Raw genomic sequence first — 26,378 nt, 5'->3', positions numbered from 1 at the left:
TTGTCTACATTATTTTTTATTGTTTTCTTTCAGAAAATTTTCTTTTACGATGCTTCTGATTGGTTCAGAGATCGCATCCTCATCATGACCAAGTAGCTCATACGTTCTTAAAATCTTTAAGCTATTTTTATCAATAATTTTATACTTTGAGCTTAAAGCCGATTTCTGCAAATCATCAAAGGCTTTTTTAGAGTCCAAATCACTTTTGGAGTTTTGTAGAATACTCTCAATAAACCATAAAAGTTGTTTTGAAACGGTTTTCTGATTATCCATTGCGCATAATGCGCTACTTATAAAAATAAATGCGAGAATTAGTTTGTGTTTCATGAGTCTTTTTTGATCATTTATTTTGTTTTATTTTTTCCTGAATTTCATTCTCTACAATTTCATTCAAATGTACGTCAATTTTCCAAGCTTCCCAATGGCCGGGCTTTATCTCAGGATTATAGTTGATTTTTACGCGCGCTTGCGCAGAAATTTTATCCCCTTCCAAAAGAATCAAATCGTCGAAATACTTCTTTGCATCAGGATTTTTGATCGTTTTTTCTGGATTCGAGTATAAATCGCAATGTTCATGAATAACCATGCTGTAGACCAGATTGCTGCCGCGCGACGCAATAACCTCTTTAAGAATTTTACCAAACCCGATAGTATCCGGTTTTTTTTCAATAGAATATGCCTGCACAAATAGAGACAATAGAATTAAAATTATTTTCTTCATATCTTTATTCTGTGAGAAAATAGATTCTAACAATTTTTATTTTTTCTTTTTTTTTTATTCAAGGACTTTTCGTTTTCATGCTTTTTTACAAGCGCTCTAATATCCTCTTTAACGGTATGGTTTTCGGGATTGAGCAATTGATGCCCATTTAAAATAGAAAGACTATCCTCATCTTTTACTCTATGCAATGGGTTTGAAATGGACTTCGTCAGATCACTATAAGCTTTAGCGCAAGCGGGGCTCTGATACTTTGCTAACATTCTAATGAATTTTATTAAACCCTAGAAAAATTCACTTGAATCATTTTCCATTGCGTGTGCAAAATTACTCAGCAACATTACAAGTAATATTTGATATTTCATGTGTACTCCCTGGTTATAGTAAAAAGAAAAGCCCGACTTTTAGATCAGGCTTTTCTTTTTAAATATTCTATTTTTTTATTTTGAAACTAACAACAAAGATACAATCGACATCAATTTAATCAAAATATTAAGTGATGGGCCAGATGTATCTTTAAAAGGATCTCCTACCGTGTCGCCAATAACGGCAGCTTTATGCGCATCCGATCCTTTTCCGCCAAAATTACCAGCTTCAATATATTTTTTTGCATTATCCCATGCGCCGCCGCCATTTGCCATCATGAGCGCAAGCATAATACCAACTACGGTAGCGCCAACAAGCAATCCACCAACGGCAGCTTTGCCCATGAAATAATTAATAACCAGAGGGAGCATTAAAGTAATAAGTCCTGGGGTAAGCATTTCGCGAAGCGATGCTTTGGTACTGATTGCTATGCAACGTTTGTAATCTGGCTGCGCAGTACCCGCCATCAAACCTGGAATTTCTCTAAATTGACGGCGAACTTCCATCACCATTTCAAGAGCCGCCTTCCCAACAGAGCGCATTGTGAGAGCTGAAACCAAGAATGGCAAGCAGCCGCCGATAAACATCCCTGCAAGAACATAAGGATCTAAAATATTAAGAACTGCCAAATCGGCTTCTTTTGCGTATGCAGAAAATAATGCGAGTGCCGTAAGCAATGCGGAACCAATTGCAAAACCTTTACCCATTGCAGCAGTCGTATTTCCAAGCGCATCAAGTTTATCGGTGATTGCGCGCACTTCTTTTCCAAAGCCAGCCATTTCAGCAATACCACCAGCATTATCTGCAATTGGGCCATACGCATCGACCGTCATTGAAATACCAACGGTCGCAAGCATAGCAAGCGCAGCAAGCGATACACCAAAAAGACCACCGCCAAAGAAGAATGAAAGCAATACCGCAAGAACCAAGACAAGCACCGGCAATACTACGGATTCCATGCCAACCGATAATCCGTAAATTAAATTAGTCGCAGCGCCAGAGCGAGATATATCTGCCAATCTACGAATTGGTGCACCGCCGGTATAATATTCGGTAATTGAACCAATTATAATGCCAGACAAGCAACCAATAACAATAGAACCCAAAAGAAGCATATTCATTTGTGCTACATGCAGATAAACACCAACTAATGCAACGAGTACAGCAGATGCAACAAAATTCGCATTACGAAGCTTTGCAGCAGGATGTAAATCTAAGAATGAGTTAATAACAAGCCCTGCAACTGAACCTATCAGGCCAAATGAAATAATCAAAAGAGGAAAAATCAAATAATGGAAGTTATTATATTCTGGAATGGTTGCAGCCAAAATAATTGCAGAAAGCGTCGCGCCAACGTACGACTCATAAATATCCGCGCCCATACCAGCAGTATCGCCCACGTTATCGCCAACGTTATCAGCAATTACAGCAGGGTTGCGTGGATCATCTTCTGGAATTCCCGCTTCAACTTTACCAACTAAATCAGCACCTACATCGGCAGATTTGGTATAGATACCACCCCCAACACGCGCAAAAAATGCAACCAAGCTGGCACCAAGACCAAAACTGGTAAGAATGCGCAAGAAATGTGGGCTATCTGAAAACATATAGAAAAGAACTCCGAGCCCTAAAAGACCAAAGCTCGCTACTGCAAATCCCATAACGCCGCCTCCAAAAAAAGCGATCATGAACGCTTGAGATTCACCCGATTGCTTTGCAGCCATCGTTGTGCGAACGTTTGCAAGCGTTGCAGCTCTCATGCCTATCAAACCAGCAAGCAATGAAAGCGCTGCGCCAAAAATAAACGCTCCCGATTCAATTGGAGACATCATGTATGCAAGCACCGCCGCGACAACAAGCGCAACAGCGGAAATAATTTTATACTCTTCAGTAAGAAAGGTCATCGCACCATCGCGAATCAACTTCGCAATAGCGTTAGCTTTTTCATTGTCAACCGTGATTGAGGTAATTTTATTAAAAAGATAAAGCATTACCACAATGCCAAACAAGCCGGTTGCTCCAATTATTCCATAATAACCAAGCAGTTCCATAAGATGAATACTCCTACTGAAATAAATTACAAAACGATATTCATTTAGCGTAAACGCAAAGATCTACCTTGTAAAGCTGCTTTTGACTATTGGTTTTAGCCTTAATGAACGTTATTTTTAAATACTCAACAAAAGAAAAGTATATCAAGGGGGCCTATAATCGTCTATGGGCGGAGGAATCGGGGCTTGATTGACAAGGTGAATTTATTTTCGTATATCTGGCACAAGTTTACGCAAAAAGGACCCTTCTATGGGATTTTTACTTGTTTTTTTTCTCGCTTTTTCCTTAAATAGCGCTGTTTTCGCGCAAAACACCAAAATCTATATTGCCCAGATTCCAATATTTTCATCAGATGATAACCCTTGGGCGCCCGGTAGGCCGCGGGAACAACAACGAGCCATCGATATAATGATTGAAACATTTAAAAAGCACGATTGCGATCTTATCCCCACCGATCTTTCGCAGCCATTGCCCGATGCGCATCGCATTATTATTTTTGATGTCCCCTATTTATATGATGAAAATTATTTAAAACTGCACGATCCAAACAAGTGCATCTGCCTTTTATGGGAGCCGCCAACGGTGTTACCTTTTGATTATGATGTGCGCAAACATGATCGCTATTGCCGCGTGTACACTATGATCGATGATTTTGTTGGATACAACCATTATCGAAAGTATTATTACCCGCAAATGTGCCTAGAGATGATTGATCCGGTTGTCCCTTTCCATGAAAAAAAATTATGCGTTCAAATATCGGCAAATAAATATTTTCCATCCCCATTTGAGCTTTATACAGAACGTTTTAATGTTGTGAAATTTTTTGAAACGCAGCCGACAAATGATTTTGATTTTTACGGAATGCATTGGCCATCCAATGTTTTCCGCAACTATAAAGGCATCGTAAAAACGAAGAAAGATGTACTTAAGAATTATAAATTTGCTTTTTGCTACGAGAACTCAAAAAACATTAATGGTTATATTAGCGAAAAAATATTTGATTGTTTTATCGCGGGCTGCGTGCCAATTTTCTGGGGTGCAGAAAATATTACTCATTTCATACCTTCAAATTGCTTTATTGATCGCCGAAGCTTTAGTAGTACCGAAGAAGTTTATAAATTCATTCAAGAGATTCCCCAGCAAGAATATGAGTGTTATTTGGCCAATATTAAAAATTTTTTAGCGAGCAATGCAGGATTTAAATTTTCTCTTGAATTTTTTATCGACACGCTCGGAAAATTTGTTATTCCCAACTATGATCGAAGCCGCATTTTTGATGATCAAATATGCCAAAAATTAATCGCATTAGATTAAGTAATTTGCCGTCGCTTACTATTGAAAATTCCTGCCTGTAACATTAATTAAAAAATGATATACTCAAAGCTCAACTCGTAGTTACCTAAATCAAGAGCTATGAACTATTCGTTTCATTTTTTATCATTCTTTTTTTATGTCCCAGCACTGTTTTGGCTTTTATGTGCCTTTATTTTAGGCATTATTGCCAGTTCTTTTTTAATTCCGTGTATTGTTTCATGCGCAATCGTATTGCCTCTTATACTAATTCAAGCATGGTTCATTTACATAAAAAAAATAGATTATGATTACGCGTGGGTAATTCTCATTGGCATTTTTTTTAGCCTCGGCGCTTATCACTATGAAAAAACAATTGGTGATTACAAAAGAAATACCGCTTTGATTGCAGGAAAATTTATGTGCTTGCGCGGCACAATTACCGATATTAATAGTTTAGATCATCCCCGTTTTAAACAACTTACATCAATTGCAATAACAGAAGCGCGCACTGAAGATAATTCATTAATAAAAGAAATAACGGGAAAAAGTATTTACGTTTATAGTGCGAAAAAATCTCATTTTACCGTAGATGATCAAATAGAATTGCCCGATGTTAGGATAAATCAACCCAAAAAACCATCGATCCAACTGTATCTACAAAAGGAAAATACGATTGGAACCCTGGTACGCGATTTAAATGCCGAGAAACTTTTGCATCGACCAACAAGTTCTATAAAGCGCTGGTTGTATGAAAAAAAGACGCTTCTATTTTCTCGCCTAAGAAGTAGAATGTCGGCAAAAACGTTTACTTTTTTTTCTGCATTCTTTTTGGGAAATCGAAAAATAAATAAAAATGAAAACGATGCATTAAAACAATCGTGCAAATATTGGGGGATTTCTCATTATTTAGCAAGATCTGGGCTCCATCTGGTTATATTTATCATGGTTTGGGAATACATGCTTCGCTTTATTCCGCTGGCGTTCATTGCAAAGCAACTCATTTTATTGCTGCTCACCATTATGTATTTTCTTCTTACATGGAACAGCATCTCATTCTTTAGAGCGTTTTTGACGTTTCTTTGCTATAGATTTTTTCTTTTAACTAGCATGCAATCGCATACGCTTCATGCAATTATTTTCGTAAGCTTAATAGTATTACTATTTAATCCTAGCCAACTTTTTTTTCTGGATTTCCAGCTGAGTTTCGGAATTACCTTTCTCCTTTCATGGATTAATCAGCTCAAGATGCGCGAGAAAAGAAGAGTGCAGCAAAAGCCTTGAGCTCTTCGCTCGATCTCACGTAGACTTGAACTAATTATTAAGGGGGTAGGATGAAAAAGGTATTTAACTCTTCACACATAGTTTTTTTTATTTTATTCGCGGCACATCAATTCACGCATGCAAATACAACGAACGCGATCTCTTTTAACGCCAGAATTCCATTAAATAATTTAGAACAACAAAAAAAACCGATCGCATCGGCGACCAGAGCAATACACGCGTTAAATGCTCCGGCAGGATTGGAATTACCTGCAGCATCGCCAGATCAGCATATTACCGAAAATCAAAAACGCGTCCCTAAAGAATGGACGATTATGACCTATATGGCGGCAGTAAACGATTTAGCGCCATATGCACGTAAAAACCTAAAACAACAATCGGATGTTGGCTCTAATGCACGCGTTAACTTGATTACACAACTTGATACCGTGATAGGAGCGCACAATAAAGTTACCAAGCGCTATTACATTGAACGCGATAAATTAATTGTAAAAAACCAAAACGATCCCGCGACTCAACGAATGGACAGCGGATCGCCAGAAACGCTCATAGATTTTTGCGGATGGGCGATTCAAAACTATCCTGCACATAACTATATGTTAATCCTCTGGAATCATGGAACAGGGATCATAGATATTGGCAGACCGCGAAGCATTAATCCTGTCCAGCTTTTCTATTTCAATCCCGAAACACAACTCATCGAGCTAGATCGAACCATTCCATTCTTAGATTTTGTACAAGCAACGCAAGACAACGATCCGCGCGCAATATGCTTTGATGATATCACCGGCCACTATATCTCAAACCAAGGTCTCGAACGCGCACTGAAAGAAATTACGCAACGATTCATGGGTGGGAAAAAATTTGCAATTGTCGCCTTCGACGCTTGTTTAATGTCGATGCTTGAAGTTGCAAATATTATCAAAGATTATTCACAAATAATGGTAAGCTCTCAAGAAGTTGTTCTCGGCCCTGGATACGATTATCGCCGAATTCTTTCGCCGGTCGTTGAGCAATCGCTCAATCCATTTGCGTATGCCAAACAAATTGTCAGCGCCTATGAACAAACCTATAACACAATCACTAACGATTACACCCAATCGGCGCTCTACCTTGATAAACTGGGCGCGCTCGAACAAAATGTTCATTTCGTAGGCCTGCTGCTAACAGAATGCCTCACACTGCAACACGGAACAGCAGTTCGAGATGTGATAAAATCGGCACGGCACAAACTCCTCTGTACACACTTCGATGAACCAAGCTATCTGGATCAACACCACCTCTATTCAAATCTTCTTGCAAATCTTCATCTATTTAAATTTAGAGACGAACAAAAAGGAAGAGCGGCCGCAATGATTCTGCGAAAGCACCTGCAAGATGGCTTGGCTATTATTAATGGCGTTGTAATTGCCAACGCGACGGGCAAAAATCTTAACCAGGCAAAAGGCATATCGATCTATTTTCCGGAGCGAGGCCTCCACAATTCGTATCATCGGACAAAATTCGCCTCAAAGAATGCGTGGTTTAATTTCCTCACAACGTACCTTGCCGGGCAATAATATAATTTTCTTGGGCTACCGTGATGGCGCGGTAGCCCAACCCTTTTGATGCGCACATAATTAAACCCAAGGCGCACTGCTAGATTAAAATCTTTTTTTATTTCTAATTAGATAAAATGATATCTGCAAAAACCAGGCCCTGCGCCGCCGCAAGAACATCAATAGCAAAAACCACCAAGTAAATCATGCGGGAAAAGGGCACACCCTAAGCGGATTTCGGATTGCTATCAACCCCCCAATCAACGAGCACGTGGGGCGAACAAAGAGCGGCCAAACGCCCCGAAAGCCACGGTTGACTACGAGTTCAAGTGCATTTAAGTGCTTATCAAAATAATACACGCAGAAATTGTGGATAACCTGTGGATAAGTTGTGGATAACCTGTGGATAAGTGCGCCCAAAAAATGAGGTATACCCAAAAAAACCCACATCTACTGGCACATCTCAAGCATAGCCCATCCGAAATACTTAGCCATTCGTGTACTTGCCAACAAACAGAAAGCTGTCCACAATCCATCCACAGGTTATCCACAGGTTATCCACAATCGACTGGTCCCCAGGTGTCCCTTCCAGCAGGGCTATTTGATAAAAAACGAGCAAAGTTATCCACAATTTTAGGGGTTGCCTATTACTATTACGAAAAGAACTTTTATATTAAATAACAATATGATAGTCAGCCAAAAGAAAGTGCCCCACATGCTTTCATTTTCTTAATTTTTTGCTAGACTCGTAAATGCACTGTAAAATTTTGGATCATAAGGAATCATGTGAAACTTTCTCAGGTCATCGAGGAGCTAGTAGAAGAAAAAGGCCTCGACCGAACTCTTTTAGGCTCAATTATTTGCGATGGATTGCTGGCTGCTTACAACAAGCGGTTTCCGCATCTTGTTTTTCAGGTTTCATATAACCGCAAAACGGATGAGATTGAGACCAGGGTTCAGAAAAAAGTAGTAACAACCGTTGAAGATGACGATGCCGAGATCTCCCTAAGAAAAGCAAGGGCAATAAACCCTGAAGCAGAACTAGGAACGGACCTAGTAGTTCCCTTTGATGGAAAAATTGGACGCATTGAAATTTTGCGCGCAAAGCAAGTTATAGCGACAAAAATTCGTGGCGTTGAAGCAGCTGCTGTTTTCAACGAATACAAAGACCGCAAAGACACGATCGTTCATGGCACGATACACAAATGCGAGCGCAATGGCATGTCCCTCAAGTTGGACGACTCCCTAGCCTTTTTACCCAATTCTCTTTCGCTCCCAACCGATAAATGCATTGTTGGCTATTCTATCCGCGCCCTTTTAAAGGACGTTTTAGAAGAACCTCGCAATGACTATCAACTCATCTTGGACCGTGCGTCTGCAGACTTTGTACGTCGCCTTTTTGAGCTAGAGATTCCTGAAATTTTTGAAAAAATCGTTGAGATTAAAAAGATAGTTCGTATTCCCGGGTATAAAACCAAGGTAGCTGTCATTTCTCACGATAAGAATATTGATCCGGTTGGCACCTGCGTTGGTGTTGGCGGTGTCCGCATTAAGCCAATCCTCAAGGAATTGGGCGGTGAAAAAATTGACGTTATCCCTTGGCGCGAGTCTGTTGATGATATGATAGCCGATGCGCTGAAACCTGCGGTAATAAGCCGTGTTGAGGTTGTTGACGGATCAAATGCTCAAGTGTGGCTTGATGAAGATCAAAGATCGCTCGCTATAGGAAAGATGGGCCAAAACATTGCATTGGCGTCGCAACTTGTTGGTCTTAATCTGAATCTCGTTCAGGGTGAAAGAACCCGTGATCATGGTATTGACTTAGGCCATGAGTCTAATGGTACGATCGAATAAGTAATAATTTTTACTCCAATTAAGGACATATGCAATCCATGAGAGTGTACGAGTTTGCAAAGCTGCTCAATGTTTCAAACAAAGAGTTGATAGCTGAACTGGCGACCAAGGGCTTTGAGGTCAAGAGCCACATGGCTGCGCTATCTCCTGAAGCAATTGATTTTCTCAATAAAAAAGTTACTGAAAAGAAAAATTTAGAATCGGCACCAAAACAAGTGCCATCAAAAGACGAAAAGGCAGCATTGCATACTCAATCAAGGGTTGACAAACCTCAAGCAACAAAGATCGAAACGCCACAACAACCAACAAAAGAAGCGCCGGCTTTACGCCCTCAAGCTCCTCGTGTTTTCACTGAGCAAAAAGTGGCAACTAGAGTTACCGAAGAGCCAATGAGCTCGATCGAAGTAGTTGCTGTTCCTATGACCGTGGGCCAGTTGGCTGAAAAAATTAAAAAACCTGCGAGCGAGCTGATAATCATGCTCCTTCGCCAGGGAATAGTGTGCGCAAAAAATCAACTGCTTACTGAAAAAATGATTGAATCCATTGCCAGACAAGTTGGTTTTTCTGTCGTTGCTCCTAAAGTCGAAAAAAGAGATGTGCAACAAAGAGTAAGTCCGGCAACTCAAGGCGAGCATTCACGCAAACCGATTGTTGTGATTATTGGTCACGTAGATCACGGCAAAACAACGTTGCTTGATTTTATTCGTAAAACTCGCGTTGCATCCCGAGAAAAGGGCGGTATTACGCAGCATCTTGGCGCTTATGAAGCTGAAACGCCGCAGGGTGGTTTAATTTTCTTAGATACTCCAGGCCATGAAGCTTTTAAAAATATTCGCGGACGTGGTTTAAATATCGCTGATATTGCAGTACTCGTTGTTGCAGCAGATGATAGCGTCATGCCGCAAACAGTCGAAGCATTAAAGACAGCGCAAGCAGCACAAGTGCCGATTATTGTGGCGGTTAATAAAATAGATAAAGCAGATAAAACGCGTCTTGAAGTTGTAAAACGCGATTTAGCGCGCTACGATCTTGTTCCTGAAGAATGGGGTGGCCAAACGGTTATCGTTCCAATCTCTGGAAAAACGGGGCAGGGCGTTGATCAGCTTCTAGAGCTTATAGTTCTTCAATCACAAATTATGGATCTTCGTTCGCAGGAAGACAGACCTGCACAAGGTTTTGTTTTAGAGTCGAAGCAAGAAAAAGGGCGCGGGCCAGTCGCCACTGTTATTTGTCGCGATGGAACATTGCACCTGGGTGATTATTTCATTGCAGGTACTTTGGTTGGCAAGGTAACCTCATTAGTAAATTCTTACGGTTATCAACTCAAAAAAGTGGGGCCTTCTGTTCCTGTTCAAGTAGGGGGCCTTACTGAGCTGCCTCAAGCAGGTGATGTGTTTAGAGTTATTTCCGAAGCTGAGTATAAAAAAGTGAGAGACGGTCGCTCTACGGGCATTCAGCCTGTTCTTGCCAAAAAAGTTTTCTCTGGAGAGGGCATAAACTTCATTGTTAAAACCGACAGTATGCTCACGCAAGAAGCGCTTATTACTTCTTTGGAAAAAGTATCCGAAAAGATGGATGAAAAATTTCAGATTATCGCTGCAGGTGTTGGCAATATCACAGAAAGCGATATTGAATTTGCAGCCGATACTCGATCGCAAATTATCGCCTTGCATGTAAAAGTCGAGCCAAGCGCCGCTCTTGCTGCGCAAAAAACAAAAGTATCGATTCGCTTGTACGATATTATCTACAAGCTTCTTGAAGATATTGAAGCCCAACTGCAAAAAGCAGCTCCGGTAAAAATGGTAGCTAAGAAAATTGGCGAAGCGGTTGTGCGCAAAGTATTCGACATCAAAAATGTGGGCGTCATTGCCGGTTCGTATGTAAAAGAAGGTAGATTCGTTCGAGATGCTCGCGTTGCAGTATGGCGCGGTAAGAAGAAAGTCGCTGAAGGACCAATTCGCGGGCTAGAACGCGATAGAAAATCGGTAAAAGAAGTTCATGCTGGATTTGAATTTGCCTTCCTAGTCGATGGTTTCAACGAGTGGGAAGTTGATGATCGCGTTGAATGCTATATCGATATACCGGATACTAAATAGCTTTTTTTTGCATGGTGCCGCCTAGGTATTTCTACAGGTTTTTGCTATGATGAACACCTGAAAAAATAATTAAGGCCAAAAGAGAGAGGGCACCATGGAGCTGATAGTAGTTAAGCTGGTTTTCGCGTTTCTCACATCGTTTCTTTTTACTCTCTACCTAGTTCCACTTTTTTCATCAATAGCGTTTAAATTAGGTGTTTTAGACGTACCTGATGGTCGAATCAAGAAACACGAAAAGCCAATTCCATATCTTGGTGGCGTTGCTGTTTATGTTGGCTTTATTCTTTCTTTGGCTCTTACACTTTCGTTTGATAATCGACTTATTTTTCTAATCGTGGGCGCAACGTTATTGCTCTTTATTGGCCTCATCGATGATTTAATAAATCTAAAGCCATACCAAAAATTTGCCGGGCAGTTTATTGCTGCATTTTGCTTAGTTCGCTCCGGCCTTTATTTAAAAGAAAGTTTTTTTCTGAATAACTTTTGGGGCATTCCACTTTCAATGCTCTGGATTTTGTCTATTGTTAACGCCTTTAATCTCATTGATGTTATGGATGGGCTTGCGTGTTCTACGGCGGCAAGCGCGGCGACAGCTTTCTTTATTTTTGCGTGCATGAGCCAGCAATGGCAAGTCGCTTTTTTATTGGCTTCATTTATAGGTCCTGTTGTTGCATTCTTATGGTATAACAAACCACCTGCAACGATTTATTTAGGTGATGCAGGGTCCCTTTTTATTGGCGGAGTTTTGGCAATTGTTCCTTTTTTGCAGACTTGGAGTATTTACAACCCATTTGCCTTTATTGCTCCCGCAATTATTTTAGCAATACCGCTCTTAGAAGTGGGAACATTAATTGTTGTCCGCACCTATAAAGGCATTCCTTTTTACAAACCAAGCCCGGATCATTTCTCAATTTACCTGCGGCAAAATGGATGGACAAAATTTAACATATTATTATACGTTTTTTCTCTTTCTTTAGGACTTTTTTTGAGTTCTCTAGCGATTGTTTTGAATAAGGTCTCATTTTTACAGTTTGTCTTACTATCGATAATATTCTCTTTTATATGGTTCTTTTTTCTTCTGATCAATTTCCGTTTGCCAGTAAAATTTGCCAAATCGTCCTAAGTTGCGCATTTGTTGCAATATTGTTGTTTTTATAAAAAATAAACACGGTAGTCGAAAAAAGCAGCTAAAATAGCCCCCTTTTTTGTTGTTGCAAAATCTGTTATATTTATTTTATTGTTTTTGTTAACAAATGTACGAAAATAGACATTGTTGATCTTTGAAAAGACATAAAAATACTTCCTATGGCAGGTTGGCTTCTAAAGGTAGTATGGTTAGATGCACTGCTGTTTATAGAGGGCATTAGTTCATGGGTATTCGGTTTTTTACTACAATTCCTTCTTAGCTGTAGATAAAAATTCTTTGAGCTAATGCCCCCTTTATTTTTATCCTATCTTAAGAAATGTCTTTTTTCTTGTAGTTACCCACCGATTGATAATTGATCCCCGCCCGCTTGTTCCTGGCGTTCTTGTATACTTTGTTCAGTTGAACCTTGAGTCACCTGTTGCGGTGTTCCGCTTGGAGCTCCGGTATAGCCACCCGATGGATTTGCAACAGATCCAGTAGTAACTGGTTGTGCTGTTGTTGTTTGAGATGAGCCAGATTGTGCCTCTTCTTGTTTTGCAACTTGTTGATAGAACGTGATCGAAGCGTTAATGCTATTAAGAAGTGTTACAGGCAGTGCACCGTTATTTTGCTGATACGAAGAGAGCATTGGTCGATAATGTGCTCCTGTTGGCGTGCTGCTTCCTTTATTGTATTCATAGCCTGAAACTAAACTGCGTATGGTGTTAATCGAAGGATCATAAGGAACACCTAATATGCCATCGCGGCTCTTCATCAAGAAGTAATCATAAAGCGGCGTTCCTTGGCTATTTTTAACCGCTGCACCTTGCTTATCTTTTAATTCTGGCAGTGGTGAAATTCCTTTATAAATAAAGTGACCTTGAACAATATCATCTGCGCTCGTTGCTTGCAGCGATAGAGAACCGAACATAAAGGGAGCTGTTTGATTTGCCGAATATTGCTCACGTAGGTTCGTTATTTGTACCGTTAATGCATCAGGAAGCTGGCCATGAACTTGAGTGAGTGAGTCAAGGACATTCGGGCATGTTGCAATATGTTTTCCATTTTTATCGTACGCGTTCTGAGTTATTAAGCTAACTACAACAGGATCGGGCGCGCCTGGCTGAAGGGCATCTGATGGTGATTGGCCAATGTTGGTAACAGTCGTTCCACCTTCTTGATTAAAGTTTGCTTGCCCCAATACCACATAATCTACAAGCGATTTTTTCTGCTGATCTAAAAGCTTTGTTGCATTCGTATTATAAATGTAGAGACCTCTTAGAATTAATTCTCGTTGTGCAGCTTGTAAGTTTAAAGAGCCCAGAGAAGGAGAAAGTAATGAGGCCAATTGAATGCGTGCTTTGCTTTCGCGTTCTTTTTCTGGTTGAAGCCCAAGGTCGCCGGAAGGGCGAAGTGCGGCAACAGTTTGGGGAGTTATCGTTGGCAAGATGATTTGATATTCAATCGAAGCTCCTGAAGAAATTACACCCAAAGTTTTTTGCGGTGTTGGTGAAATATCAAATGATTGTGATTCATTTGGTGCTTCGCCGTCTTTCCATACTTGAACTTCTATTGTTTTGCCGGAAAGTGTTGCGCGCATATGATACCATTGGCCAATACTAAAATCAGGACCTTGAACTTTACCAACCCAGCCTTTTCCTTCATGTTCATAGAGATTGAGCGATACTGGATCTTCTTTATTTTCTTTTTTAAATACAATCATTTTTGCAAGATGCCCGCTATCAAGAGGGCCAGCGCCAGATTTTTTTATTGCGTCAAAATCAATAGGTTCCCCACCAAAATAAAGGCCGATATAGAACATGTTAAGTGTGTAGATAGCTCGCCATCTAATCTCAACGGTTTGAGTTTCTTCGCTGAGAGGGATCGTTTCTTTTTGATTGAACCAGAATTTAAGTGGCGTTGAAGATGTCGCTGTTTTTTGATCATCGTCGGAAATAGCGAGTGCTGGAGAAACCGCTATTTCTTGGCTAAATGCTTTGCGAGCAGCGCTATAAAGCGGGAATCCTTGCGACGGATTGAGATTGAAAGCACCGGTTTTAAAACCATAAATGGTGCCAACGTCAGCAGTTAACAATCCATTATTATTAGGATCAGGTGTGATTTGCGGTATTAACGACCCACCAAGGTAATAGGCCATTTGTTGTTCCATATTTTCAAAATAATCTTGCATAAAGTTTTGATAAAAACCAAGTTCGCGTTCTTGGTTAGTAATTTGTGCATTGTATTTTTTATCGAGCTCATCGGCCCATGAGTTTTTAGCGTTTTGGGCTATTATTTCATTGTTGCTTACGTATGTTTGAAAATTACTTACAAAATCACGCTCTTCTTTTTTCTTGGCAATGGTTCTCTCGTCAGATTGATAACCGCCGACAACTTGAAATGCCTGTGGCCCGACGGTCATTGCAAGCACTGGCAATGCAAGTCCGTCGGTTGCTACGACCGCGGCAACTAAGAGTCCTGTCGTTACCGTAGCTTCAATGAGTCGGCGATGATTTTCAAGAGCATCGCCAGTCTTTTCAAATGGGTTTACAGCGTTATCAACGCCGAACGCTGAAAGTGCGCTGGCAAGTCCATTAAAGACCGCCTTAAATGCATCAATCGTTAAATCGGTAATAATACTGACTAAATAACCTGCGAATTTAACCATCGCTTTTACTTGATCGACAATTGATTGAATCATGAATGTTGCAACCGCGATAATTGATGAGACAACGTCATAAGCGATATTTTTAATACCATTAAGTGCATCTTGCCCGAGTGCGCTCCAATCACCAGTTTTTGCTCCGATTACGGTATCTGCAACAAGTGTTGTTGCATAATTCGCGGCATCGACCGTGAGCCGCACTAAGCCAGTTGCTTCTGCAACAAACTCATGCCCCGCATCAGCATAATAATCGATAAGTAAATCAGCTTGCGCGTCTAATAATCCTTCAACATCCTGGCCCAAATGTTTATCAAATGCGCCAAATACAGATCCTACAACACCTGCAGCGCCATAAGCTGCGGCGGTCGCTACTTTGGCGGTATCACTAATTATATTTTGAGCATCGGCTGCGCTATTGGTGATTTCTTGCGCAACTTCTTGTTGCAATTGGCGTGACTTTGTCATGAACTCTTGCGCCGCTTGGGGATCTGTGCCACCAATAAAGGTACTTGCAATGTTCAGTCCAACAACTTCCGCTTCATCCACAGCCGCTTTACCAAAATCTTGCACGCCTTGCCACACGTCAAGGCCAGTTTGTTTTACATCCGACCACAACCCGCTTAACCACGATCCAAAATCTTGTACTGCTACTAATTCATCGGGTGATTCGGTTGAGGTCATTACTAATTTGAGGCCAGCATTCTTTTGCATTGTTTCGAGCTTTTCAGGATTTTTATAGCTCTGCATAATATGATCAAGGTCGTCTAAATAAATAGCATCGTCGACAGAGTAAGAAAGAAGCGAAGGTTCGGGAAGGTTTTTTGAGTTAGTGAGCTGAGCGATCGTTTGATCGAGGTGATCGCTATCAAAGAGATAATAGGTTTGCGCTTGTAAATTTTTTAACATTGCTAAACATTGTAATTTTTCTTGAACGAGAGGCTGCGTAATATATTTTGGATCAAAAGGAAGTTTTTTATCTAAAGCGAGTTGCGTAAGTTCTCCAAGCGTTTTCCTATCAGAAAGAGAGATGAGTTGATAAAAATTTGTTTTTTGAAACAATAAACTATTTTCATAAATTTTAATTAAATTATAAGTTCCTGTTCTAGGATCGATATAATGACTCCACTCTTTTGATTGAGCGATATAGCGATTGCGCATATTTCCCGTTAATATGAGCCGAAGACGATTGAATTCTGAAGAGTTGCGCAGTTGAATAAAATCGGGATGATAATAAGCGACTTCAATATTTGGAATAAATCTAAAAATAGAAAGCTCTGTCTGATAAACAGATTCCAAGGTAGACGTATCGGTTAAGAATGAACGTGTCACCGCATACTTGCAATAATCTTGCCAAAATGAGCTATTGCGGATCATCGTGAGCGTTACAGGAATCGCTTTCCAAAAAGGGGTGTTTACAACATTTTGCCATGATGAAACGACGATCGTGTCTTTTATATCGTCAAAATTAGGCGTTATATTTAATGAATCTATTGTGCTAACTAATTTAGTAAAATCCCCACCATTTTTTTTCACCACTGCATCGATAAAGCCTTGCCATCCTTTTTTTTCAAGAAGGGTGATGGTATCTAGATTTTGTCGATCTCCATATGCTGCAATAAGAGCCGCATACTCAAGTTTTGTAATATATTCGATGAAAAAGTAAAAATTTTTAATATAGATAAGTAAGCTTGCATCAACTTTTAAACCATTAGGTCCGTAAAAAGCGTCTACCAAACGTTCATTTATCGAAGTGGTCGGATACGGGTTTGGTTTTGGCGGGTTAGAATTTGGAAAAACAGGATTGAAAAGAGCTTGGGCAATTGCTTTTGTATCGTCAAAACGCGTTTGTAAGTTAGTGAGAGCTTGTTGTGGGGTTATTTTTGCTGCGGCAGTTGATTGAGGCGTGGGTAAATGTTGCGCACTCAAAAATGATACCATGTTGAGCGATAATAATGTGTATAACAACTTTTTTTTCATTACCATCCCATCTTTTTTATTTGCGTAGAGTGCCAATCTGTCCTGCCAGTTGGGTGAGTTGTTTTTGTGTGTATTGAAGATCAGTTGGTTTAGTTATTTTAAATTCTGCTTGGCATCCGCTGGATATCAATCCAATTCCGCTAAACATAAAAAGATAATTATCAAGATTTGAGATCGATTTACTAAAAAGCGGCGTTTGATTGCCCGAGTGAGTCTTCTTTGAAAGTGTGCACGAAACGGTTGTAGGCGAAGTCGTGATACTTAAAATAAATGTTGTTGGATTGCGGCGCAATGAATCGATTTCTGTGTTATCAAGTTTATAAAGATGCGACCCTGGATTTTTATAAATTTGCTCGAGCGGTGCAATAATTCTTTCTTTTTCGTTCGTTGTTTTTTTCTTAATTTGCTGTTGTGCAAAACAAAGTTGTATCGCTTGTGATTTTGGATCGGAGGCTGTTGCTTGAGTTCCGTAGAGCCCAGCAAGGCGATATTGCCAAATGCGCTCAGGGTCGCCTGAAATCCAGTGACCTCGATTAAAAATAACACCCACAAAAAATGGATAGGTTATATTAATAAGGTTAATTTCAACTTCAATATCGTAGGTGAGTGCGCCTGTTGCATATTCGGTAAATATAGAATTTGCAGCAGGATCATCCGTAAAAAGAGACGCGGTTCCTGGCGTTTTCATCCAATAAGCGGTGCGCGCGAAAGGAGCTAGCCCATTTTGCCAAAAACTATTTGTAGTCGGATCAAATTGCCAATCGCCTTGCGACACTTGAAAAATGTTGTACCACTGGAGGCTTCCATCGGGAGTATTCATAACGCTATTTTCAAAATATTCATCCCAGACAATCGGGCGAGAAAGTGCTTGGTTGATTGGTGTATCAAGATTTATAGAACGATTTAGATAAAGAATTTCCTCTTTTAGTTGCTGACTATTTTTTGCATATTGCGCGTTAATATCTTTTGATGATTTAGCAAACGCGCTCGTAATCGATTGCATGGTCTTTTTTTGGTCATCGACTAATTTTTGCTGAAATGATTGCCAATCGGTTGCAATTTGGTTTTGTTGCTTTTGATAGCCTTCATATTCCTGTTGCGCTTCGGTATCTTCCCATTCCATAGCAAGAGACCCACCAGCTAGAATAATTGCTTGAAGCGCAATATTAACAACGAGCTCAACAAACTGCACCTTAGGTTGACTCAATTTTTTTGAACGTTTTTTAACCCGATCTTGCAGCTCTGGTGTATTCCAAAAATCAATAACAGCCGGCAGTGCTGTTTTCTTACGCATAAATAAAAACATTAGAAGCTGATCATAATTATAAAGTATTTGTTCCCGCTCAATTTCGATATAATTCATAATGAGATCCGCAAGTGATTGTGCAGGAGTTTCTGAAACATTGCTTACTTGTTTAGAAATCGAGCTGAGTAAATTTGAAGCAAATGTTTTTGCGTTTTGATACATCGATCCTTGCGGCGCATTAAATTTTGTAAAATTTTGAAAATGTTTAATTTGCTGATCTATAGTAAATTGTTTAAAGAAAAGTTCTTGCGGAACGATATCATCTTTTTGTTGTAGTGCAGCAATGTTTTTTTCAAGTTCTTGAGATTCTTTTTCTAATCGAAGTTTTACCAACTCCGCCGCTTTGCCAATTGTAGAGATATCCGATTTTTTTATAGAACTAAAAAGCTTATGAATATCGTTTATTTTTTCCTGAGCAATATGAGCGCCAGATTTTCCGTATAATTTTTCTACAGGTATTTCTTGCTGCTGAGCATTTAGCGTTGCGCAACATAAAATAAAGAGCATAAACATACAATTCATAGAATGCTCCCTTATGGCGCTGGAGGCGGTTGTTGTGATGGATCGATTGGCGGAGGAGGGCCCTGCTGAGCCTGCTGTTGCTGTGCAACCAGTTTTTTAAGAGCATCAAGATAGCTTGTGCATTCCTCGCAAACTTGTGCATAACGTGCGGTATTTATTACTCCCTGCTTTATTCCTGCGTTCATAATAATGCAGCGAATGCATGGATCTAATATGATTTCATTCTCAAAGAGTGGATCAAATAATGCTGTAAAATCACCAAGGCAAGCGCGAAGCATTAAGGTAACTCCTCGCTGTGTGTTCATCCATTCTGGTTGCACAAGAACCTCTTGCGTATACATATCTTGCAAGGTGGGAATGTTTACGTATAACCGAACTGCATTTTTTTCACTGGTGGTTACATTGCCTGAAGCATCAAGAAAATAAGCGGGTGGTACAAGCCGCGTTGTTTGGCGATTTTTGTCTTTGATTGGCGTTGGATCGATCGCATCTTGCACTAATTTTCTTGGCCAACCAACTTTTTGGATCTCTGGCCCAAATGTTTTTGCTGTTTGATGAATCACATTAATGCTACGTATTGTTTCATCATTATAAAAAAACATGGGCGGATTTATATGTTTTAATTCACGTAATGTTTGAGTTCGTTGTTTTACGGCCGCGGCATCCCAAGTTCCCGGTTGCGGTACTTTAGGCGTACTTGCCTCCATGATTTTTTGAATAGTGCGCGCATGGCCAACAAATTCAGAACCGTATGTAGCGCTTTCTTTATCAAGTGAACTGGTATAATTTTTAAAGAAAGCCAAATATTTTCCAAAAATATCGAGATATGAACTGCGCATATCGCGAATTCCTTGTTGGACAACCGGATCGTTGATAACATTCAATTCTTGTTTTTCAATCAAGAGATTAAGATCGGCTCCGTAATCATGATTTAAAAGTACCGTATTTCCTGCGTAAGTAGCCAAATGTTGCGGAAGCGCTGGCATTCGTGCCCTTATTGCTTGATTTGATTGTGTTTCAATAATATTAAGGAAATGATTAATGATATGTGTTTTCCTATTGAGCGCTTGCACCGGCTCGTTTTTTAAATATTCTTGCAAATCGCGTGTGACGGTCATATTAAAGGTGGTATAAATTTTCATAAGATAAGAATAAAGTTCGTGCAAGACGACTAAATGAATGCGCCCAAAATAAGCAAGAAAGTAATTGTTCTTATCGATACTTGAAAGAAAGGCATCAAGCTGAGATGCAAATGCCCCGTTGGTGGGGAAAAGCTCACCGCCACGCGGATGATTTATTGCAATAACTATTCCTGCAGCTGTTTTTTGGCCGCGATTATGAGCGAACTTAAACATTTTTGAGCCGGCCATTGTGCCAAGAGGTGTATGATATTTATTATTCGAGTTTATTGGAATTCTTTGCCCAGAACTATTTACCCAGGTATCGAAAAGTTGGCAAGAACTAATAGATGAAGAAATAGTACGACATGGCACATTTTGGCCATACAAAACGAGCGTAATTAAGCAAAAAAAAGTGCTTAGAAAAATACGCAAATGAGGCATCGCTACTTCCTTTTATATTTAATTGATAGAATCTTAAAGAAACAAGAAAGGCAATAGCAATGCTTTTCATGATTTTCCAAGAATGCGCTTTTCTCGGTTACAAAAAAGAATTATATTGAGTATCGTGCTATGCAAAAGAATGTGTTTCATAAATACGGAAAAATACAAGGTAATCCCATGCGCATGAAAATTATTGTTTTAATTGGTGTTTTTCTTGCTACAGGTTTAATGTCGTGGCGCGGCTATCATTACTTTTTTGATGCGTCTTCGCCAGAGTGCCTTCTGACTGGAATCGAGAATAATAATTTTTACGCAGGGGATGTTTACTGTATTCTTGCGGGTAATGACGGATTTAAAGTTTCAGATATTTCTGTTTGGCTCGACGGAACGCCATTATTAACAAAATACAAAATAAACAGTCGTCGCTTTGAGCATCCATTTACCGTACCAACCAAAACATTACCCAATGGCAAACATATATTAAAAGTAGAAGTAACGAACGGCACTTATTCTAGAAAAAAAATTGTAGAAGAGCGTTCATTCTTTGTAGATAATGATCCGTTGCAAGCGGCATTTGTACGTCCAGAATCGGATTTAAAAGTATTTCAAGGCCGCACGCTTCATCTGCAATTTCAAGTTAATAAAGATATAGATCACGCTGTAGCTACGGCATTTTCAAATAATTTCGAGTGTTTTCCTGAATCAAAAAATTCACGCATTTACGAGTGCTTTATTCCCATTTCGTGCGAAGAGGTGCCAAGTGAATATGTAGCTTCTGTCGACATTGTCGACAAAACAGGACGCACATGCAGACTCGATGGCAAATTTCAAGTCATTATGTTTCCATTTAAGAAGCAATTATTGCATGTAAGCGCAGAAAAAATGAAGCTGGAACACGAATTGGGCGTGAGCAATGATTTGTTGGAGGGCGAGCTTGAAAAATTAGCAAAGCTATCTCCAAAAGAAAAATTGTGGGCAGGCACTTTCTATCCACCAATCGAAATTCAGGCAGTATCAACCGATTTTGGAACCATACGTACCACGCAAGAAAAAGGACGCTATGTTCATAAAGCCGTTGATGTGCTAAACACACCAAAGAGTGTTGTATGGGCGCCGCAAGACGGTATTGTTGTTGTGAAAAATCGTTATGCGCATAGTGGCAACACTGTTGTTATTGATCATGGTTGCGGCATTCTATCACTTTTCTTTCATTTAGATGATTTTGCCGATATTACGCCTGGAAAAAAAATAAAACGTGGCAGCCCGCTCGGTACACTTGGCAAAACCGGTTATGCAAGTGGATACCATTTACATTGGGAAATGAGAATTAATAACATACAGATAGATCCATTGCAGTGGATAAAGCCAAACTTCTTAGTAAGCTAAGGACTATTTGAATGTATCTTGTTATTGGTGTAGATCGAATAGCAGCGCGCGTCGCTCACTATTCATCGGTTGTTAGGTATGTGCTGACTATTTTCTTAATAAGTATTTTAGTTACCGTTTGGTATTTTGGTATCTATTTGGGATTAGCAAATACGCATGAATCGGTCATTAAGCATACGACAATTCTTGAAAAAACAATTTCACAGGGATATGAGGATAAAAAAAATAGTGAACGCTTAAGGCAGCAATCGAATAATTTAAGATCTGAGTTGCGAGATCTATTTAATAGTAATTCTGTGCAAGCGCCAACTAAACTTCTCGCCATTCTTGCCATCGCTGAAAAATGTGGGCTAGTGGTGCAATCATGTTCATATCAATACGAAAAAGAAAAAGAATGGTGCACTAAGCAGGGACTTTCCTATACTTTTCAAGGAAAGTTTGCGCAGATAATGCAACTTTTGAAGCAACTTGATGCGCAACAATTTCTGATGTGCAAAGAGATTTCGATCACTCGGCAAGAAAATATGCTTCAAGTGCACTGCGTTTTCGAGACCATCAAGCTTAAGGAATCTCTGTATGCATAAAATGCATAAAAGACTTTTCGAGTATTTTTTATTTATGGGCATTCCTTGCGCACTTAATGGCAATGATGCAGCGCGTAATCCATTTGAATTTGCGCCTCCAGTAATGCCGCATGAGCAAATTCAAAAAAAAGAAGTGGTGACCACGGAGCCTGTAGAAACCAAAAATAATTCTGAATCAGAAAAGTTGAGCAATAGTTCGTGGGAAATTATAAAGCAATCTGAGCAGGCAGCTCTTGTGCGTAAGGGCGACGGCTCGTTATGCAAAATTGAAATGCAGCGATAGTTTTTTAAGTAAAAAAAAACCCTCCAACTTTGAAATAAGCTGAAGGGCTAGGGGGGTGAACAATACATAAGAAGTATTGTTCGTTTAGGGACATTATTGATAGTTTTTTCAATTCTTCGATGATCGTAGCAGCCTGGGTATAGGTTGTCAAGCAAATTTTATATTAGTAGAAAATAAAGACATATATCTTTCAATATGTCTTCTGGGTCGATTAAGAAAAAGTTTTTTGTTTCTGCCAGAGTGGCAGCCGTAGATTTTTTTTGGGCAAGCGCAGAGTTATTTTTTTTCTTGAATTTTTTGCTTCATAGCATCTACATAACCATTTAATTTCCATGGTCTATACATAATGCTGTATTTCTTTTCTAGCGCAACTTTGCTCATTTCCTGGGGTAATTCCTTGAAAGTAATTTGTTTATAAAGCTTATCGATAAGTTCATCAGGATTTTGATTCGCTTTTTCCAAATCAAATTCTTTACAAATATCGACGATTTTCTTGGTTTCTGGGTGTGATAAAAGCGTAGCTTCATAATCTAGAATTGCATTTCGAAAATCTCGGTAGCCAGTTTTTTCATTTTCATCAAGAAAACTTTTCAACTTTAGACTCATTGTTTGGTCTAGCTCTTCAATTGTTAATTGTTTCATCTGTTCAACCGCTTGCTGATCGAATTCAATCGATTTTTTCGATTCTCCAAGATGTGGTTCGGATGGAACGGTTTCAATAGCTTCGTGTCTTCTTAACTGTAAATTAAAAAGATAGGCGGTCCCTATGCTAGCTCCTAAATATAATGAGGGCTTTACTGAGTTAAATTTTTTAGATTGTGCGATCGCATCGTTTTTTAAATATGAATGTGAGCGTCGCAAAAGAGTTGTTGATACTGGTTTTTTTGTAATAAAACCAATCCTTGCAAAGTGGCTCATGAATTTGTTTCCAAAACTCATCGCATTTGCATAATCGAAAGAGAATAGGATCAAAATAGATAAAATTTTTAAAGTTTTTCGTTTCATTAAATTTCTCATCATTGAATATTAATTCAGTTATAAAATAGTATAGCAAAAGGGCTTTATTTGTAAACTGGGTCGAGGTCTAAAAATATAGCCTAGTTTTTGCCATTCGTGAAGGCTTGAACCTGAAAAAACCGTTATTTCTTGTTTTATTTGCGGCCAATGGAGTATGATTTTTTTGAAAAAAAGGCCAGGAAAGGATATAGATGAAAAAACATTTCTCTATCAAAAGCGCCCTTTGGTTTGGGTTTTCGACCGTAATTGAGCATTTTGCTTTTTTTATAGCGGTTATGTTGATCTATTTGGGCGTAATGGTCGGAGCAGTTTTGATTGGGCTGCCAATTACCGCGTTTCCGTTTGCGACGCAAATTATGCAAATTGTTCGGATCCTCAATGCGGCGGGAGTTTCTAATTCTGAACTCATAAAGAATGTTATTATGCAAACTGGACCCGCGTTTTCGATTGCGGTCTGCATATTATCATTATTGTTATACACGTTGCATCGATTGATGGCGCTCGGATTGGTAAAAATAGCTTTAAATTTTTATGATCACGACCGCAGCACGCTTAAAACGCTTTTTTCTTGCTGGCGACTTTTATTACGCGATGTTATCGCCACCTTTCTTTACTGGTTGATGTGTGCCGTTGGGTTTGCTTTATTAATTGTACCCGGCATTTATTTAGTGATCACCTTTGGCTTCTATCAATATGCAATCGTAGACGAAGATGCTGGCGTTTTTGAATCGTTCAGAAGAAGTGCGCAGATAACAAAAGGGCACAAAATGGATTTAGTTGGCTTGGTGTTCTTACTTTCGATCATACGATGGGCAGCTCTTTCATTTTTTGGCGTGACGTTACTTATAGTTATTCCTGCGGCAGCTTTAATTTATGCGCATGCGTATCGAAAATTAATTTCGGACGCAAAATAGTTTAAACTTTGCGTTTAAATTTTTTTTCAATCTCGTACGTGCTCAAAAGCCAACGCGTTGGCCTTCCATGCGGGCATGCGATTTGGTTTTCGCATTTTTCAAGCTGTGCAATAAGTTCATGTTGCTGTTCAAGAGATAATTGATCGCCAGCTTTTACTGCAGCTTTGCAAGCCATTTGCGCGTGCATTTTTTCATGCACTTTTTTGAAAAACTCTTCTTTTGGCAATTCTTGGTGCTCTGCAATGAGCGCAAGCGATTCTTTAATAAGATCTTTACGCGATGCGTTTTTTAGATGCGCAGGTATCGCTTGAACGGCGATATGTGTTTTGCTTAATTGATCCAGAATAATTCCGTGCTTAGCAAAAAAATCTTTATATTCCAGCGTGGTTTCAATTTCATCTGATGAAAGTTCAAGCACATCAGGAAAGAGTAATTGAATAGTTGGTAGCTCTCCAAAACGAGATCTAAATTGCTCGTAAAGAATTCGCTCATGCGCCGCATGTTGATCAATGAGCAACAGCCCATTCTCTTGTTCGAGTAGCAGATAGGTTTGTGCGAAGATGCCAATTAAGCGCAATGGCGTTTCTTCATTTATTGGAATTTGAATATCGGGAGATGCATCGATTGTTTCAGTTACATCAGGTGTTTGCAAAATCGGTTGCGCAATTTCTTTTGGTTGAACAAATGCTGGAGTGATAAATGGCGGGGGTGAAAAATAATCACTGTTAACGGCAGGCCGAACAAGCGTTGGAGGTAATGAGAAAACTGGTTGTGCCAGCGTATCACTGGAACTCCGTTGCGAGCGAAATTGTGTAGATTGAAAAATAGGTTCTTTTTTTTCAGGAGGGAATTTGAGCGAAAGTGATTTTTTTATTGTTTCCTGAATAGCGTTTTCCAAAATTCGTGGATGCAGGAAAGCAACCTCTTCTTTTCGAGGATGAACATTGATATCGACCTCTTGCTTATCTATCGTAATTTTTAGAAGCGCAACCGGAAATTTATCGGGAGGCAGAATGTTGAGATATCCCCTTACGCATGCTTTGGAAAGGCCGCTGTTTTTTACCCATCGTTGGTTAACAAAGAAAAAAAGTAGACCTCGATCATATCGATAAAGCTGATGATCGGATATTACGCCTTGGATAGTAAGTGAACCGTTTTGATACTGCTCAAGCTCAAGGAGTGAGTTTGAAATATGCGGATCAAGAATTTGTTGCGCCCGCTGCATGAGCGTTTCGGTTGGGGGGCAGTTATAGCTGAGGGTATCTTGAGAATATAATTTAAAATGAATATGCGGATAATCAAAACAAAATGCTTGAAAGAGTTGAACGATTTGGCGCCATTCTGTTTGATCGCTTTTTAAAAATTTTTTTCTTGCCGGCACATTGTAAAAAAGATCATGTATTGCAATATCTGTGCCGTTTTGAGCTGCCACGGAAGAAATTGTGTTCAGGTCGCTTTCTCGCTCAATTAAAATTCCGCTCGATTGAGTTGCTTCCTTTGTAATGAGCGAAACTTTGCTCACAGCGGAGATGCTGCTGAGTGCTTCGCCACGAAATCCAAAACTTGCTATTGAAGAAAGTTCATCGACCGACTTAATTTTACTCGTTGCGTGATGGGAAAAGCAAAGCTCCGCATCTTCTTGATTCATGCCGCATCCATTATCCACGATCCGAATTAATGTTTTTCCTGAATCTTTGACAAAGATAGAGAGAGTTGTGGCGCCTGCGTCAATCGAATTTTCTACAAGCTCTTTAATAACACTTGCCGGTCGCTCAACAACTTCGCCAGCTGCGATTTTATGAGCCTCGTGAGGCGGTAATTGTCTGATTTTTCCCATG

18 protein-coding genes are annotated in these 26,378 nt (G+C 39.6%); 10 read left to right on the top strand and 8 right to left on the bottom strand.

Annotation, left to right across the window (positions count from 1 at the left end):
- Positions 1–9: 9 nt before the first annotated feature.
- The 3 genes from VHO47_05465 to VHO47_05455 all read right to left on the bottom strand — a co-directional run bounded on the left by VHO47_05465 (position 10) and on the right by VHO47_05455 (position 3,135).
- Positions 10–327 (bottom strand): hypothetical protein, encoded by a 318-nt coding sequence (locus VHO47_05465; GenBank protein HEX2978542.1) that lies wholly within the window; start codon positions 325–327, stop codon positions 10–12.
- A gap of 13 nt (positions 328–340) precedes the next feature.
- The gene (locus VHO47_05460) at positions 341–721 is read right to left on the bottom strand and encodes a hypothetical protein (protein ID HEX2978541.1); all 381 of its coding nucleotides are present in this window, start codon (positions 719–721) and stop codon (positions 341–343) included.
- Positions 722–1,158: 437 nt separating this feature from the next.
- The gene (locus VHO47_05455) at positions 1,159–3,135 is read right to left on the bottom strand and encodes a sodium-translocating pyrophosphatase (protein ID HEX2978540.1); all 1,977 of its coding nucleotides are present in this window, start codon (positions 3,133–3,135) and stop codon (positions 1,159–1,161) included.
- A gap of 250 nt (positions 3,136–3,385) precedes the next feature.
- On the opposite strand from VHO47_05455, the gene VHO47_05450 reads away from it, so the two are divergent.
- The 6 genes from VHO47_05450 (at position 3,386) to VHO47_05425 (ending at position 12,321) form a co-directional block, all read left to right on the top strand.
- Entirely contained in the window at positions 3,386–4,450 is a 1,065-nt protein-coding gene (locus VHO47_05450) for a glycosyltransferase family 10 (protein HEX2978539.1), read from the top strand.
- 99 nt (positions 4,451–4,549) lie between these two features.
- Positions 4,550–5,710 (top strand): ComEC/Rec2 family competence protein, encoded by a 1,161-nt coding sequence (locus tag VHO47_05445; protein HEX2978538.1) that lies wholly within the window; start codon positions 4,550–4,552, stop codon positions 5,708–5,710.
- A 50-nt stretch (positions 5,711–5,760) separates the two neighbouring features.
- Positions 5,761–7,269: a clostripain-related cysteine peptidase gene (locus tag VHO47_05440; protein HEX2978537.1), complete on the top strand. Its 1,509-nt coding sequence runs from the start codon at positions 5,761–5,763 to the stop codon at positions 7,267–7,269.
- Between the two features lie 765 nt (positions 7,270–8,034).
- Positions 8,035–9,102: a transcription termination factor NusA gene (gene nusA, locus VHO47_05435; GenBank protein ID HEX2978536.1), complete on the top strand. Its 1,068-nt coding sequence runs from the start codon at positions 8,035–8,037 to the stop codon at positions 9,100–9,102.
- A gap of 29 nt (positions 9,103–9,131) precedes the next feature.
- Entirely contained in the window at positions 9,132–11,198 is a 2,067-nt protein-coding gene (gene infB / locus VHO47_05430; protein HEX2978535.1) for a translation initiation factor IF-2, read from the top strand.
- A 94-nt stretch (positions 11,199–11,292) separates the two neighbouring features.
- Positions 11,293–12,321: an MraY family glycosyltransferase gene (locus tag VHO47_05425; protein ID HEX2978534.1), complete on the top strand. Its 1,029-nt coding sequence runs from the start codon at positions 11,293–11,295 to the stop codon at positions 12,319–12,321.
- A 358-nt stretch (positions 12,322–12,679) separates the two neighbouring features.
- Here the strand turns inward: VHO47_05425 and VHO47_05420 are convergent, their stop codons facing one another.
- From VHO47_05420 to VHO47_05410, 3 genes are read right to left on the bottom strand one after another with little or no spacing between them, the layout of a single operon-like run.
- On the bottom strand, positions 12,680–16,966 hold the full coding sequence (locus VHO47_05420; protein ID HEX2978533.1) for a hypothetical protein: 4,287 nt from the start codon (positions 16,964–16,966) through the stop codon (positions 12,680–12,682).
- Between the two features lie 16 nt (positions 16,967–16,982).
- A complete protein-coding gene (locus VHO47_05415) occupies positions 16,983–18,794 on the bottom strand; it encodes a hypothetical protein (protein ID HEX2978532.1) in 1,812 nt (603 codons plus the stop codon).
- Between the two features lie 11 nt (positions 18,795–18,805).
- Positions 18,806–20,356 carry a hypothetical protein gene (locus VHO47_05410; protein ID HEX2978531.1) on the bottom strand — a complete coding sequence of 517 codons (1,551 nt, stop codon included), beginning with the start codon at positions 20,354–20,356 and terminating at the stop codon, positions 18,806–18,808.
- Positions 20,357–20,533: 177 nt separating this feature from the next.
- Between VHO47_05410 and VHO47_05405 the strand changes: the two genes are divergently transcribed.
- Genes VHO47_05405 through VHO47_05395 form a run of 3 tightly spaced genes read left to right on the top strand, consistent with a single transcriptional unit; the run spans position 20,534 to position 22,609 of the window.
- Entirely contained in the window at positions 20,534–21,742 is a 1,209-nt protein-coding gene (locus tag VHO47_05405; protein ID HEX2978530.1) for a M23 family metallopeptidase, read from the top strand.
- A gap of 11 nt (positions 21,743–21,753) precedes the next feature.
- Positions 21,754–22,326, top strand: a complete 573-nt coding sequence (locus VHO47_05400; protein ID HEX2978529.1) for a hypothetical protein — start codon at positions 21,754–21,756, stop codon at positions 22,324–22,326.
- A complete protein-coding gene (locus VHO47_05395; GenBank protein ID HEX2978528.1) occupies positions 22,319–22,609 on the top strand; it encodes a hypothetical protein in 291 nt (96 codons plus the stop codon). Before VHO47_05400 ends, VHO47_05395 begins: the two co-directional genes overlap by 8 nt.
- 276 nt (positions 22,610–22,885) lie before the next feature.
- On the opposite strand, the gene VHO47_05390 is transcribed toward VHO47_05395, so the two are convergent.
- Positions 22,886–23,614: a hypothetical protein gene (locus VHO47_05390; GenBank protein ID HEX2978527.1), complete on the bottom strand. Its 729-nt coding sequence runs from the start codon at positions 23,612–23,614 to the stop codon at positions 22,886–22,888.
- 203 nt (positions 23,615–23,817) lie between these two features.
- Between VHO47_05390 and VHO47_05385 the strand changes: the two genes are divergently transcribed.
- Positions 23,818–24,540, top strand: a complete 723-nt coding sequence (locus VHO47_05385) for a hypothetical protein (GenBank protein HEX2978526.1) — start codon at positions 23,818–23,820, stop codon at positions 24,538–24,540.
- Position 24,541: 1 nt separating this feature from the next.
- On the opposite strand, the gene mutL is transcribed toward VHO47_05385, so the two are convergent.
- Positions 24,542–26,377: a DNA mismatch repair endonuclease MutL gene (mutL, locus tag VHO47_05380; protein HEX2978525.1), complete on the bottom strand. Its 1,836-nt coding sequence runs from the start codon at positions 26,375–26,377 to the stop codon at positions 24,542–24,544.
- Position 26,378 lies beyond the last annotated feature (1 nt).

This window comes from Candidatus Babeliales bacterium (assembly GCA_036260945.1).
Lineage (GTDB): Bacteria > Babelota > Babeliae > Babelales > JACPOV01 > JACPOV01.
Note: the sequence above shows the minus strand (reverse complement) of the source record. Positions and strands in the feature narration are given on the sequence as shown.

Excerpts from the sequence above, each read along its gene's own strand:
- VHO47_05450 (HEX2978539.1), top strand. The coding sequence starts at position 3,386 with ATGGGATTTTTACTTGTTTTTTTTCTCGCTTTTTCCTTAAATAGCGCT.
- VHO47_05420 (HEX2978533.1), bottom strand. The coding sequence starts at position 16,966 with ATGAAAAAAAAGTTGTTATACACATTATTATCGCTCAACATGGTATCA.
- VHO47_05410 (HEX2978531.1), bottom strand. The coding sequence starts at position 20,356 with ATGCCTCATTTGCGTATTTTTCTAAGCACTTTTTTTTGCTTAATTACG.
- VHO47_05415 (HEX2978532.1), bottom strand. The coding sequence starts at position 18,794 with ATGAATTGTATGTTTATGCTCTTTATTTTATGTTGCGCAACGCTAAAT.
- VHO47_05390 (HEX2978527.1), bottom strand. The coding sequence starts at position 23,614 with ATGAAACGAAAAACTTTAAAAATTTTATCTATTTTGATCCTATTCTCT.
- VHO47_05425 (HEX2978534.1), top strand. The coding sequence starts at position 11,293 with ATGGAGCTGATAGTAGTTAAGCTGGTTTTCGCGTTTCTCACATCGTTT.
- mutL (HEX2978525.1), bottom strand. The coding sequence starts at position 26,377 with ATGGGAAAAATCAGACAATTACCGCCTCACGAGGCTCATAAAATCGCA.
- VHO47_05460 (HEX2978541.1), bottom strand. The coding sequence starts at position 721 with ATGAAGAAAATAATTTTAATTCTATTGTCTCTATTTGTGCAGGCATAT.
- VHO47_05455 (HEX2978540.1), bottom strand. The coding sequence starts at position 3,135 with ATGGAACTGCTTGGTTATTATGGAATAATTGGAGCAACCGGCTTGTTT.
- VHO47_05440 (HEX2978537.1), top strand. The coding sequence starts at position 5,761 with ATGAAAAAGGTATTTAACTCTTCACACATAGTTTTTTTTATTTTATTC.
- VHO47_05465 (HEX2978542.1), bottom strand. The coding sequence starts at position 327 with ATGAAACACAAACTAATTCTCGCATTTATTTTTATAAGTAGCGCATTA.
- VHO47_05405 (HEX2978530.1), top strand. The coding sequence starts at position 20,534 with ATGCGCATGAAAATTATTGTTTTAATTGGTGTTTTTCTTGCTACAGGT.
- VHO47_05445 (HEX2978538.1), top strand. The coding sequence starts at position 4,550 with ATGAACTATTCGTTTCATTTTTTATCATTCTTTTTTTATGTCCCAGCA.
- VHO47_05385 (HEX2978526.1), top strand. The coding sequence starts at position 23,818 with ATGAAAAAACATTTCTCTATCAAAAGCGCCCTTTGGTTTGGGTTTTCG.
- infB (HEX2978535.1), top strand. The coding sequence starts at position 9,132 with ATGCAATCCATGAGAGTGTACGAGTTTGCAAAGCTGCTCAATGTTTCA.
- VHO47_05395 (HEX2978528.1), top strand. The coding sequence starts at position 22,319 with ATGCATAAAATGCATAAAAGACTTTTCGAGTATTTTTTATTTATGGGC.
- VHO47_05400 (HEX2978529.1), top strand. The coding sequence starts at position 21,754 with ATGTATCTTGTTATTGGTGTAGATCGAATAGCAGCGCGCGTCGCTCAC.